Genomic DNA, 11618 nt, shown 5'->3' on the forward strand with positions numbered 1-11618 from the left:
GCGTTCTCGGCAAGGGGAGGCCGAGTGAGCGGCCTCCGGGCTTGGCGCCTGCTACTACCTAGGCGCAGACAGGGTCAGGGCATTTGCGGCAGTTCGTTGGGCCGCAGATCGAACACCAGCACCTCGGCGTCGGTGCCGTGGGCCAGTTGCAGCTCGCGTTCGCCGCGCAGCCTTGCGCCGTCACCGGCCTGCAGCAGGACGCCGTTCAGCTCCAGGCTGCCGCGGGCGACGTGCACATAGGCATGGCGCTCGGGGGCCAGTTGCAGGCGGGCGCTCTCGCTGCCGTCGAACAGCCCGGCGTAGACGCGGGCGTCCTGGCGCACTTCCAGCGAACCCTCGGCGCCGTCCGGCGAGATGATCAGGGCCAGGCGACCACGCTTGGCCGCGGTGCTGAAGTGCTGCTGCTGGTAGCGCGGTTCGGCGCGGCGCACGTTGGGCACGATCCAGATCTGCAGGAAGTGCACCCGCTCGCTTGCGGAGTGGTTGTACTCGCTGTGGCTGACGCCGCTGCCGGCGCTCATCAGCTGGACGTCGCCGGGGCGGATCACCGAGCCGGTGCCCAGGCTGTCCTGGTGCTCCAGGGCGCCTTCGAGCACATAGGAGAAGATCTCCATGTCGCGATGCGGGTGCTCGCCGAAGCCCTGGCCCCCGGTCACGGTGTCGTCGTTGATCACCAGCAGGTCGGAAAAGCCCTGTTCCGCCGGATTGCGGTAGCTGGCGAAGGAAAAGGTGTGGAAGGACTTGAGCCAGCCGTGGTTGGCGGCGCCGCGATCGGAAGCTTTACGAATGGCCAGCATGATGAGGCTCCTTGTCTGAAGGGGGCGCGGTCTGTTCCGACGCCATGGAAGTCATCCTACTGTGGCGCCGCGGTTTGATTAACGGGCTGAAAGGAGAATGGTCGTCCTATCCTGGTTGACGATGCCTCAGGCTGGGCGGCGTCAGATCCTGGTCCGCGATCACCGAACCGAGCGCGGACGGCCAGGCCAGAGCCGTACCGCCAGGGCCAGCAGGGCGGTGGCCAGCGCCAGGCCGGCGACGCCATTCCAGCCCAGCCGGGCCAGCAGCAGACTGCCCAGGGCCGCACCGCTGGCCATGCCGATGAACATGCCGGTGAAGAGCACCGCGTTGAGTCGGCTGCGCGCCTCGGGTTCCAGGCCGTAGACCTGGGCCTGGTGGGCGATCAGGGTGGCCTGGACGCCCAGGTCGAAGACCACCGTCGCCAGCGCCAGCAGCACCAGACCGGTCACGCCCGGTAGCCAGGGCAGCAGGAGCAGGCTGGCGAAGGCCAGGGCCGCCAGGCCGATGCCCAGCCGCGTTACCCACTCCGAGCCATGGCGATCCGCCAGGCGGCCGGCCCAGGGCGCGGCCAGGGCACCGGCGGCACCGGCCAGGCCGAAGGCGCCGGCGGCGGCGCTGCCCAGCTGGAAAGGCCCGGCGTGCAGATAGAGGGCGAGGGTCGACCAGAAGGCGCTGAAGCCGACCGACAGCAGGGCTTGCGCCAGGGTCGCCCGGCGCAGGGCGGCATGGCGGCGCCAGAGCGCGCCCAGGGAGCCGAGCAGGGCCGGATAGCTGAGCCGGGTGGTGGCGGCGAAGGCGGGCAGGCCGCGCCAGACCGCCACGCCGATGGCGGCAATGCTCAGGGCGGCGAACAGATAGACCGCCCGCCAGCCAAGCCACTCGCCCACCAGACCGCTGACCACCCGGGACAGCAGGATGCCCAGCAGCAGGCCGGTCATCACCGTGCCGACGATGCGCCCGCGCTCGGCCGGCGGCGCCAGGGTCGCGGCGGCGGGCACCAGGTCCTGGGCCACGGTGGCGGCCAGACCGGTTACCAGGCTGGCCAGCAGCAGCCCGTGTAGGCCCGGCGCCAGGCTGGCGCCCAGCAGCGCCAGCAGCAGTACGGCCAATTTGGCCAGGATGATGCGGCGGCGGTCGAAGCGATCTCCCAGGGGCGCCAGCAGCAGCAGACCCAGGGCATAGCCGAGCTGGGTGAGGGTGGGGATCAGCCCAACGTCGGCAGCGGGCGCGGGCAGGGCACTGGCCAGGGTGCCCAGCAGCGGTTGGCTGTAATAGAGGTTGGCCACGCTGAGGCCGGCGCCGGTGGCCAGCAGGCCGAGCAGGGCAGGGGACAGGCCGGTACGGTGCGCTGAGGTCGGGCTATGCGGGAGTGGAATATCGGTCATGGCGGTTCATCCGGTGGGAAGACGATGAGCGCATTCTCGACCAGAGCCGTCGCCACCTGTAGCCGAACGCCAGGTACAGGGGGTATACGTAGGCCGTATGAACAGTACCTTTTCCCACGACCGTCTCGACCTGCTGGAGACCTTCGTCCGCATCGTCGAGGCCGGCAGTCTGTCGGCGGCCGCGCGCCAGCTCGGCACCACCCAGCCCACCGTCAGCCGACGGCTGCAGGCACTGGAAGCGGCGCTGCAGGTGCGTCTGGTGCAGCGTTCTACCCACGCCCTGCGCCTGACCGAGGATGGCCAGCGTTGCTATCGCCAGGCCCAGCAACTGCTCGGCGACTGGCAGGCCTTCGCCGCCGCCCTGCACGGCGCCCATGCCGAGCCCGAGGGGCGGCTGCGGGTGGTGATGCCCCATGCCTTCGGCCAGGAGCAGTTGCTCGATCCGCTGGAGACCTATCTGCGCCGCTATCCGGGCATGCAGGTGGACTGGGTGCTCAGCGACCGGGCACCGAATTTCGTCGCCGATGGCATCGACTGCGCGATTCGGGTGGGGGCGGTGGAGGATCCGGACACCGTGGCGGTGCGCCTGGGCGATGTCCAGCGCATCCTGGTGGCGGCGCCGGACCTGGCAGGCACGCTGAGGGCACCCGAGGAGCTGACGGCGCTGCCCTGGATCGCCATGACCCAGTTCTACCAGACCGAATTGCGCCTGCAGCTGGGTTCTTCTGGCGAAAGCCGGCTGATCCCCTTGCGGGCGCGGCTGGCCACCGAGAGTCTCTTCGTCGCCCGCCATGCCGCGGTACGGGGACTGGGCTGCGCGGCGCTGTCGCACTGGATGGTACGCGAGGACGTCGCCGCGGGGCGCCTGGTACATCTGCTCCCCGAATGGCAGGCCGCGCCCCTGCCGATCTATCTCATCTATCCCTACGCCCGGGTCTATCCGGCGCGACTGCGTCTGTTCCTCGAGCTGGTGCGCGAGGCCTGCGCCAGCATGCTGGATGTGACAGCGCCCGCCTGAACCCAAGGATCCAGGCGGGTGCAACGAGCGAGGGCGATCAGGCCAGCCGGGCCGCCCGCAGCGGTCGCCGGCCATCCAGGCTCAGGGCCCCGGCGCCGAAGGCCGCCACCTGCAGCAGGCCCCCGGCGATGGCGATGTTCTTGAGGAAGTGGATCAACTGATTCTGGTCGGCGAAGTGGCTGTGGAACACCAGGGCGGTGACCAGGGTGAAGGCGGCCATGGCCAGGGCCACCGGCCGGGTGCGATAGCCGATCAGCAGCAGGCTGGCGAGTCCCAGCTCCACCACCAGGGCGCCCAGGTAGGCGAGGTCCGGGAAAGGCAGGCCCATGGCGGCGATATAGCCCTTGGTGGCGGCCGGGGCGAGCAGTTTGCCCACGCCACTGAACAGGAAGAGGCTGGCGAGCAGCAGGCGGCCGGTGGTGGCGGTGAGGGCTTGGGTGGTGTTCATCGTCAGCTGTCCTTTAAAGGTCTGGCATCCGGCTTGGATGCGATGGGCGCAGATTACTGTCCACCTTGAAATCGATTAAGTAGCTGGTCGGCGTTTTACCGTCACGCATGAGTTGACTGTTCAGCACGTTCAGGCCGCTGTTGTGACTTGAATCCTTTCAGCCATACGCCACAGCACAGGCGTACAAAAACCAGCACAGACGTCCAAGGCCGCCAGCCGTCGTCCGGGCGAAAGTCCCCCCATCGACGGCGCGGGGCTTTTCTCGCAGCCGACTCTCTCATCAGGAGGATGGGCCATGCGCGAGACGCGACTGGATCTGGGACTCTTGTTCCTGCGCCTGGGTGGCGCCGGACTGCTCCTGGCGGTGCACGGCCTGCCCAAGGCGCTGCATTTCCGCCAGCAGCTCGGGCTGATCGAGGACCCGCTGCACCTGGGTGCCTGGCCGACCCTGGGTTTCGCCGTCTTCGCTGAGGTGCTCTGCCCGCTGTTGATCGCCCTCGGCTGGGCGACGCGCCTGGCCTGCCTGCCGATCCTGGGGCTGCTGCTGATCGCCCTGCTGGTGGTGCATCCGCAGTGGTCGCTGGAAGAGGGTCAGTTCGGCTGGCTGCTGCTGGTGCTGTTCGGCACCCTGGCACTCACCGGACCGGGTCGCTACTCGCTGGAGGCGCGGCTGGCCAGGCGTCACGCCGCCCAGGGCGGTTTCGCCAGGGCCCTGTCATGAGCGCCGCGCTCGGGCAGGACCTGCACCAGGCGCACGGCCGCATCGTCACCCTGGTGATCCGCCACCAGCCCCTGGCCGGTCAACAGGCTGCCTATCAGCGCTGGCTGCAGCGCGCCGTCAGCGTCGCCCGCGCGGCCTGCGGTCACCTCGGTGTGGACGTCATCCCGCCGGCCGAGGAGGGCGCCGCCTTCACCACCTTGGTGCGCTTCGCCGACGTCGACCAACTGCAGGCCTGGCTGGCCTCGCCGGAGCGCCAGGCGCTGATCGCCGAGGTGGCGCCGCTGCTGCGCGAGGCCGATGCGCCCGAGGTGCATGCCGACGCCGAATTCTGGTTCAAGCCGCCACGCCCCGGCGTGCGCCCGCCACCGGCCTGGAAGCAGGCGGTGCTCACCTACCTGGTCATCGCGCCCCTGACGATGCTGATCCCGCCGCTGTGGCAGCCGCTGTTCGCGCGCTATCCGCTGCTGGCCGGCCCGGTGCCCAGCAACCTGCTGATCACCCTGTGCATCGTGCCGCTGGTGGTGTTCCTGATCATGCCGAGGGTGAGCCGCCTGTGCGCGCCCTGGCTCAACGCCCGCTCGGGCGCCTTTTCCACTCCCCCCACCGCTAGAGGCGAACAACCATGAGCACCTTTACCACCCGCGACGGCGTCGAGATCTATTTCAAGGACTGGGGCAGCGGCAAGCCCGTGCTGTTCAGCCACGGCTGGCCGCTTGACGCCGATATGTGGGACTACCAGATGCACCATCTGGCCGCCAACGGCTATCGCGCCATCGCCTTCGACCGCCGCGGTTTCGGGCGCTCCGGCCAGCCGTGGAACGGCTACGACTACGACACCTTCGCCGACGACATCAAGGAGCTGATCGAGCACCTGGACCTGCGCGACGTCACCCTGGTGGGCTTCTCCATGGGCGGTGGCGACGTCAGCCGCTACCTGGCGCGCCACGGTTCGGCGCGGGTCGCCAAGCTGGCGCTGCTCGGCGCCGTCACCCCGCTGTTCGGGCAGAAGCCGGATTTCCCCCAGGGCGTCGACCAGGGCGTCTTCGACGGTATCCGTGGTGGTCTGCTCAAGGACCGCGCCCAGTTCCTCGCCGACTTCGCCCCGGTCTTCTATGGCACCAACCAGGGCCAGGAGGTCTCCGCGGGCGTCTTCACCCAGACCCTCAACATCGCCTTGCTGGCGTCGCTGAAGGGCACCCTGGACTGCGTCACCGCCTTCTCGGAAACCGACTTCCGCCCGGACATGGCCAAGGTCGACGTACCCACCCTGGTGATCCACGGCGACGCCGACCAGGTGGTGCCCTTCGAAACCACCGGCAAGCTCGCCGCCCAGCTGATCCGCGGCGCCGAACTCAAGGTGTACGCCGGCGCGCCCCACGGCTTCGCGGTGACCCACGCCGAGCAGCTGAACCGCGACCTGCTGGCCTTCGTCGCCCGCTGAACCTTCCCGGGCGCCCTGCGCCCGGGCTTCTGATCCTGGTCCCGGAGGCCACATGCAACACGCCGATCTGATCCTGCACAACGGCAAGCTCCACACCGTCGATCCCGAGCGCCCCGAAGCGACCGCGGTCGCCATCAGGGACGGCGTCTTTATCGCCGTGGGCAGCGACAGCGACGTCATGGCCTATCGCGGCCCGGCCACCCAGGTGGTCGACCTGCGCGGGCGCCGCGCCATTCCCGGCCTCAACGACTCCCACCTGCACCTGATCCGTGGCGGTCTCAACTACAACCTGGAGCTGCGCTGGGAGGGCGTGCCCTCGCTGGCGGATGCCCTGCGCATGCTCAAGGACCAGGCCGAGCGCACCCCGGCGCCCCAGTGGGTGCGGGTGGTGGGCGGCTGGAACGAATTCCAGTTCGCCGAGCGGCGCCTGCCGACCCTGGACGAACTCAACCAGGCGGCGCCGGACACCCCGGTGTTCATACTCCACCTCTACGACCGGGCGCTGCTCAACCGCGCCGCCCTGCGGGTCGTGGGCTACACCAGGGACACCCCCAATCCCCCGGGCGGCGAGATCCAGCGCGACGCTCGCGGCGAGCCCACCGGCATGCTCATCGCCCGGCCCAACGCCATGATCCTCTACGCCACCCTGGCCAAGGGACCCAAGCTGCCGCTGGAATACCAGGTCAATTCCACCCGCCAGTTCATGCGCGAACTCAATCGCCTGGGGCTGACCAGCGCCATCGACGCCGGCGGCGGCTTCCAGAACTACCCGGATGACTATCAGGTGATCCAGGAACTGGCCGACGCCGACCAGCTCACCGTGCGCATCGCCTACAACCTCTTCACCCAGAGGCCCAAGGAAGAGCTGACCGACTTCAAGAACTGGACCAGCAGCGTCACCCTGCACCAGGGCACCGACTTCCTCCGCCACAACGGCGCCGGCGAGATGCTGGCCTTCTCGGCGGCCGACTTCGAGGACTTCCTCGAACCGCGTCCGGACCTGCCGCCCACCATGGAAGCCGATCTGGAGCCCGTGGTGCGCCACCTGGTGGAGCAGCGCTGGCCGTTCCGCCTGCACGCCACCTACGACGAATCCATCTCGCGGATGCTCGACGTCTTCGAGAGGGTCAACCGCGACGTGCCCTTCAACGGCCTGCCCTGGTTCTTCGACCACGCCGAGACCATCAGCCCGCGCAACATCGAGCGGGTCAAGGCGCTCGGCGGCGGCATCGCCATCCAGGACCGCATGGCCTTCCAGGGCGAATACTTCGTCGACCGCTACGGCGCCCAGGCCGCCGAACAGACCCCGCCGATCCAGCGCATGCTCGCCGCCGGCGTGCCGGTGGGCGCGGGAACCGACGCCACCCGCGTCTCCAGCTACAACCCCTGGACCTCGCTGTACTGGCTGGTGAGTGGCCGCACCGTCGGCGGTCTTGCGCTCTATCAGGAAGGCCTGCCACGGGCCACTGCCCTGCAACTCTTCACCCAGGGCAGTGCCTGGTTCTCCTCGGAGCAGGGCAAGAAGGGTCAGCTGCGGGTGGGCCAGTTGGCCGACGTGGCGGTGCTCTCGGCGGACTTCTTCACGGTCGAGGAAGAGGCCATCAAGCACCTGGAGTCGGTGCTCACCGTGGTTGGTGGCCGCATCGTCCATGGCGCCGAGGAATTCGATCGTCTGGGTCCGCCGCCCTTGCCGGTCACCCCGGACTGGTCGCCGGTGGTCAAGGTGCCCGGTCACTGGAAACCCGGTGCGCCCTTGCAGGCCGCCGTGCACCAGTGCGCCGGTGCCTGTGCCGTGCATGGCCACGGCCATGAGCGGGCGCGCCAGAGCCGGGTGCCGGTGAGCGACTTCAGTGGCTTCTGGGGCGCCTTCGGCTGCTCCTGCTTCAGCTTCTGAGGAGCGCCGCCATGACCGCCGCCGCCGTGACTCCCAACGCCGCCTCGCCCTGGCAGCCGCTGCGCCAGCGCACCTTTCGCTGGCTGTGGCTGGCCAGCATCGCCTCCAACATCGGTACCTGGATGCACGAGGTGGGCGCCGGCTGGCTGATGACCTCGCTGTCCGCCAGCCCCCTGGCGGTGGCCCTGGTGCAGGTGGCGGGGGCGTTGCCGATGTTCCTGCTGGCGCTGCCGGCCGGCGCCCTGGCCGACATCGTCGACCGGCGCCGCTATCTGCTCGGCGTGCAGCTGTGGATGGCCGCGGTGGCCCTGGCCCTGGCCGGCCTGACCCTGGCCGGCTGGATGACCGTACCGCTGCTGCTGGGCCTGACCCTGGCGATGGGCGTGGGCACCGCGCTGATGCTGCCGGCCTGGTCGGCGCTGACCCCCGAGCTGGTCGACAAGAGCGAGTTGCCCGCGGCCATCGCCCTGTCCAGCCTGGGCATGAACGTGGCCCGCGCCCTCGGCCCGGCCCTGGCCGGGGTGCTGGTCAGCCTGGCCGGTCCCTGGCTGACCTTCGCCCTCAACGCCGTTTCCTTTTTTGCCGTGATCGTCGCGCTCCTGACCTGGCGACGCCAACCTGCAGCCGCCGTGCTGCCCGCGGAGCGCCTGCTGGGCGCCGTCCGGGTCGGCTTCCGCTATGCCCGCAGCTCGCTCCAGCTGCAGGTGGTGCTGGCCCGGACCGCCGCGTTTTTCCTCGGCGCCAGTGCCGGCATGGCCCTGCTGCCCCTGCTGGTACGCCAGGCCCTGCAGGGCACCGCCCTGGATTTCGGCATCCTGCTCGGCTGTGTCGGCCTGGGCGCCATCGGCGGCGCCATGCTCCTGCCGCGCCTGCGTGAAAGACTCTCCAGCGACCTGCTGGTGGCCGGCGCCAGTGCCCTCTATGCGCTGGTCCTGCTCGGCCTGGCCTGGATCCGCGACTTCGCCTGGCTGTTGCCGGTGATGCTGGCCAGCGGCCTGGCCTGGATCGCCGTGCTCTCCAGCCTGCAGGTGGCCGCCCAGACCGCCGTACCCGCCTGGGTGCGCGCCCGCGCCCTGGCCGTCTATATCCTGGTGTTCTTCGGCACCAGCGCCCTGGGCGGCTTCCTCTGGGGCGCCCTGGCCAGTCATTTCTCCCTGAGCGTGGCGCTGAGCGCGGCGGCCGGGGTGCTGCTGGTTGGCATCGCGCTGACCTGGCGCCTGCGCCTGCCGGTCACCCCGGCGGCGGACATCGCGCCTTCGCTGCACTGGCCGGCGCCCATCCTCGACGACTCCCTGGACCGCGAGCGCGGCCCGGTGATGGTCACCCTGGAATACGACATCGCCCCCGAGCACGGCCCGGCCTTTCGCCAGGCCATGCAGGCGGTGGGCGCCATGCGCCGGCGCAACGGCGCCTTCTCCTGGGCGCTGCTGCAGGACAGCGCCGAGCCGCGCCGCTGGCAGGAATTCTTCTGCGACGAATCCTGGCTGGAGCACCTGCGCCACCACCACCGCGTCACCCAGGGCGAACAGCGCCTGGAAGCGGCGGCGCGGCAATACCAGACCCCCGGCGTACCCATCGCCATCCGCCATCTCCTGGGCGGCGCCTAGCACAGCCCGTTACCTCATCAACCACCACCCCCGAGGACTCCACCATGAGCAAGCCCTACAACCGTCTCGACAAGAACGATGCCGTCGTCCTGCTGATCGACCACCAGGCCGGTCTGATCTCCCTGGTGCAGGATTTCACCCCCAGCGACTTCAAGAACAACGTCCTGGCCCTGGCCAACAGCGCCAAGTTCTTTGGTCTGCCCACCATCCTCACCACCAGCTTCGAGCAGGGCCCCAACGGACCGCTGGTGCCCGAGCTGATCGAGCTGTTCCCCGAGGCGCCGTACATCGCCCGTCCCGGCCAGATCAACGCCTGGGACAACCAGGACTTCGTCGCCGCCATCAAGGCCACCGGCCGCAAGCAGCTGATCATTGCCGGTGTGGTGACCGACGTCTGCGTGGCCTTCCCGGCGCTGGCCGCCATCGCCGAAGGCTTCGACGTCTTCGTGGTGACCGATGCCTCCGGCACCTTCGACAAGACCGTACAGCAGGCCGCCTGGGCGCGTATGAGCGCCGCTGGCGTGCAGCTCATGAACTGGTTCAGCGTGGCCTGCGAACTGCACCGCGACTGGCGCAACGACATCGAGGGCCTGGGCGCCCTGCTGTCCAACCACATCCCCAACTACCGCAACCTGATGACCAGCTACGCCAAGCTGGCCGCCAAGTAAGGTAAACGAAGGTCAGGCGCCTCTCCCGGCGCCTGGCCTTCGCGGAGGGATGCCGTGAACCGCAACGACCTGCGCCGCATCGACCTGCACCTGCTGGTGGTGTTCGAAAGCCTGATGCACGAGCGCAACCTCACCCGCACCGCGGAAAAGCTCTTTCTTGGCCAGCCGGCCATCAGCGCCGCCCTGGTGCGCCTGCGACAGTTCTTCGACGATCCCCTGCTGGTGCGCAGCGGTCGCGCCATGGAGCCCACGCCGCGCGCCCTGGCCATTCTCGAACGGCTGCGCCCGGCCCTGGACGGCCTGTCCAATGCCTTGAGCGAGGTCGACGACTTCGACCCCGGCGCCAGTCGCGCGGTGTTTCGCCTGGGCATGTCCGACGACGTCGAATGCGGCCTGCTGCCGCCGCTGCTGGCCCATCTGCGCGAGGTGGCGCCGCACTGCGTGCTGGTGGTGCGCAACGCCAACTTCCTGCTCCTGCCCGGGCTGCTGGCCAGTGGCGAGGTCTCCCTGGGCATCAGCTACACCACCCAGCTGCCGGCCAACGCCAAGTGCCGTACCCTGAGGCACATCCGCGCCCTGGTGGTCCGCGCCGACCGCGATCCCGCGCCCCTGACCCTGGACGACTACTGCGCCCGGCCCCATGTGCTGGTGTCCATGTCCGGCGATCTCTGCGGCAACATCGACGACGACCTGGCGCGCCTCGGCCGCAGTCGCAAGGTGGCCCTGGGCGTACCCCACTTCAACGGCCTCGGCGCCCTGCTGGCGGGTAGCGAATTGCTCGCCACGGTGCCCGACTACGCAGCCCGGGCGCTGGCCGCCAGTGGCAGCTTGCGCATTGAGGAACCGCCGTTTCCCATCGTCCCGGCCAAGCTGTCGCTGGTCTGGCGCGCGGCCCAGGACCAGGATCCGGGCGAGCGCTGGCTGCGCGGCGAGATCATCAGATTCATGGGCGAGAACCCCTAGCGCCGCGGCCATCAGCGTCGTCGATAAGCGCTATCCGCCGGTACGATTTATGGGGGAGGGGGTTGGCTTCTTAGGATGGCTCCATATTGTTTGGAGCCACTCCCATGAACCTCGCCGCCCTTCGCAATACCCTCCGCCTGCTGGCCTGCGCCGGCTTCCTCGCCCTGCTGGCCGGCTGCGCCAGCTCCCACAACGCCTACCTCAGGGATGGCAGCACGGCCTACCTGGTGCAGTGCAACGGGGTCTTCGGCAGCTGGTCCGGCTGCGCGGGCGAAGCCGCGGCGCGCTGCGCCACCGGCAGCTATCAGGTTCTCGCCCGCAACCACCTGGACGGCGCCAGCGAAGCCCAGGCCGAAGCCAGCGTCGCCGGCCAGTCCTACCCGGTGCGCAACCTGCTGGTGCAGTGCCAGGGCGAACAACTGGCCTGGCGGGTGGGCAACTTCGTGCGCCGGCTGCCGGTCAGCGAGGGCTGAGGCTAGCTCCGTAGGCTGTCTAGCATCCTGCCGCGGCTGAACACCGGCTCGGCTAGCCCCCTCTCTCTCCGGGAGAGGGTTGGGGTGAGGGCACCCCTGCGCAACGACCTCACCCCTGGAAAAGGCTGCGCCGTTTTCCAGGCTACGTTTCCGATGGAGCTGCACGCCTGCTCGAATAACCCCCTCTCCCTCCGGGAGAGGG

The 11618-nt window shown here is 69.4% G+C and carries 12 protein-coding genes; 9 read left to right on the forward strand and 3 right to left on the reverse strand.

Annotated features, from left to right (window positions below; all coding sequences use genetic code 11):
* Positions 1–74: 74 nt before the first annotated feature.
* Together PSK12I2_RS0115920 and PSK12I2_RS0115925 are read right to left on the reverse strand one after the other, a co-directional pair.
* Positions 75–797: a pirin family protein gene (locus PSK12I2_RS0115920; RefSeq protein ID WP_027599152.1), complete on the reverse strand. Its 723-nt coding sequence runs from the start codon at positions 795–797 to the stop codon at positions 75–77.
* Positions 798–956: 159 nt separating this feature from the next.
* The gene (locus PSK12I2_RS0115925; RefSeq protein WP_027599153.1) at positions 957–2183 is read right to left on the reverse strand and encodes an MFS transporter; all 1227 of its coding nucleotides are present in this window, start codon (positions 2181–2183) and stop codon (positions 957–959) included.
* A 97-nt stretch (positions 2184–2280) separates the two neighbouring features.
* On the opposite strand from PSK12I2_RS0115925, the gene PSK12I2_RS0115930 reads away from it, so the two are divergent.
* Complete coding sequence (locus PSK12I2_RS0115930; RefSeq protein ID WP_027599154.1) at positions 2281–3201, forward strand: LysR family transcriptional regulator; 921 nt, start codon at positions 2281–2283, stop codon at positions 3199–3201.
* 37 nt (positions 3202–3238) lie between these two features.
* Here PSK12I2_RS0115930 and PSK12I2_RS0115935 read toward each other — a convergent pair whose 3' ends face one another.
* Positions 3239–3649 (reverse strand): DoxX family protein, encoded by a 411-nt coding sequence (locus PSK12I2_RS0115935; protein ID WP_027599155.1) that lies wholly within the window; start codon positions 3647–3649, stop codon positions 3239–3241.
* A 295-nt stretch (positions 3650–3944) separates the two neighbouring features.
* Here PSK12I2_RS0115935 and PSK12I2_RS0115940 point away from each other — a divergent pair, with 295 nt between their 5' ends.
* The 8 genes from PSK12I2_RS0115940 to PSK12I2_RS0115975 all read left to right on the forward strand — a co-directional run bounded on the left by PSK12I2_RS0115940 (position 3945) and on the right by PSK12I2_RS0115975 (position 11416).
* Positions 3945–4370 (forward strand): DoxX family protein, encoded by a 426-nt coding sequence (locus PSK12I2_RS0115940; protein ID WP_027599156.1) that lies wholly within the window; start codon positions 3945–3947, stop codon positions 4368–4370.
* Positions 4367–4996, forward strand: coding sequence for an antibiotic biosynthesis monooxygenase (locus PSK12I2_RS0115945; RefSeq protein ID WP_027599157.1), 630 nt, complete (start codon positions 4367–4369; stop codon positions 4994–4996). Before PSK12I2_RS0115940 ends, PSK12I2_RS0115945 begins: the two co-directional genes overlap by 4 nt.
* Positions 4993–5811 (forward strand): alpha/beta fold hydrolase, encoded by an 819-nt coding sequence (locus PSK12I2_RS0115950; protein ID WP_027599158.1) that lies wholly within the window; start codon positions 4993–4995, stop codon positions 5809–5811. Before PSK12I2_RS0115945 ends, PSK12I2_RS0115950 begins: the two co-directional genes overlap by 4 nt.
* Positions 5812–5863: 52 nt before the next feature.
* Positions 5864–7705, forward strand: coding sequence for an amidohydrolase (locus PSK12I2_RS0115955; RefSeq protein ID WP_027599159.1), 1842 nt, complete (start codon positions 5864–5866; stop codon positions 7703–7705).
* A gap of 11 nt (positions 7706–7716) precedes the next feature.
* Positions 7717–9312: an MFS transporter gene (locus PSK12I2_RS0115960; protein ID WP_037007782.1), complete on the forward strand. Its 1596-nt coding sequence runs from the start codon at positions 7717–7719 to the stop codon at positions 9310–9312.
* 44 nt (positions 9313–9356) lie between these two features.
* Positions 9357–9980: an isochorismate family cysteine hydrolase YcaC gene (gene ycaC / locus PSK12I2_RS0115965; RefSeq protein WP_007161541.1), complete on the forward strand. Its 624-nt coding sequence runs from the start codon at positions 9357–9359 to the stop codon at positions 9978–9980.
* Positions 9981–10034: 54 nt separating this feature from the next.
* Positions 10035–10943 (forward strand): LysR family transcriptional regulator, encoded by a 909-nt coding sequence (locus tag PSK12I2_RS0115970; protein WP_027599161.1) that lies wholly within the window; start codon positions 10035–10037, stop codon positions 10941–10943.
* Positions 10944–11047: 104 nt separating this feature from the next.
* Positions 11048–11416 (forward strand): hypothetical protein, encoded by a 369-nt coding sequence (locus PSK12I2_RS0115975; RefSeq protein WP_027599162.1) that lies wholly within the window; start codon positions 11048–11050, stop codon positions 11414–11416.
* Positions 11417–11618: the final 202 nt, after the last annotated feature.

This window comes from Pseudomonas sp. MOIL14HWK12:I2, assembly GCF_000510745.1.
Classification (GTDB): domain Bacteria; phylum Pseudomonadota; class Gammaproteobacteria; order Pseudomonadales; family Pseudomonadaceae; genus Chryseomonas; species Chryseomonas oryzihabitans.

Coding starts and splice junctions, on each gene's coding strand:
- PSK12I2_RS0115950 (WP_027599158.1), top strand. CDS start 4,993: ATGAGCACCTTTACCACCCGCGACGGCGTCGAGATCTATTTCAAGGAC.
- PSK12I2_RS0115925 (WP_027599153.1), bottom strand. CDS start 2,183: ATGACCGATATTCCACTCCCGCATAGCCCGACCTCAGCGCACCGTACC.
- PSK12I2_RS0115920 (WP_027599152.1), bottom strand. CDS start 797: ATGCTGGCCATTCGTAAAGCTTCCGATCGCGGCGCCGCCAACCACGGC.
- PSK12I2_RS0115975 (WP_027599162.1), top strand. CDS start 11,048: ATGAACCTCGCCGCCCTTCGCAATACCCTCCGCCTGCTGGCCTGCGCC.
- PSK12I2_RS0115930 (WP_027599154.1), top strand. CDS start 2,281: ATGAACAGTACCTTTTCCCACGACCGTCTCGACCTGCTGGAGACCTTC.
- PSK12I2_RS0115935 (WP_027599155.1), bottom strand. CDS start 3,649: ATGAACACCACCCAAGCCCTCACCGCCACCACCGGCCGCCTGCTGCTC.
- ycaC (WP_007161541.1), top strand. CDS start 9,357: ATGAGCAAGCCCTACAACCGTCTCGACAAGAACGATGCCGTCGTCCTG.
- PSK12I2_RS0115955 (WP_027599159.1), top strand. CDS start 5,864: ATGCAACACGCCGATCTGATCCTGCACAACGGCAAGCTCCACACCGTC.
- PSK12I2_RS0115940 (WP_027599156.1), top strand. CDS start 3,945: ATGCGCGAGACGCGACTGGATCTGGGACTCTTGTTCCTGCGCCTGGGT.
- PSK12I2_RS0115960 (WP_037007782.1), top strand. CDS start 7,717: ATGACCGCCGCCGCCGTGACTCCCAACGCCGCCTCGCCCTGGCAGCCG.
- PSK12I2_RS0115945 (WP_027599157.1), top strand. CDS start 4,367: ATGAGCGCCGCGCTCGGGCAGGACCTGCACCAGGCGCACGGCCGCATC.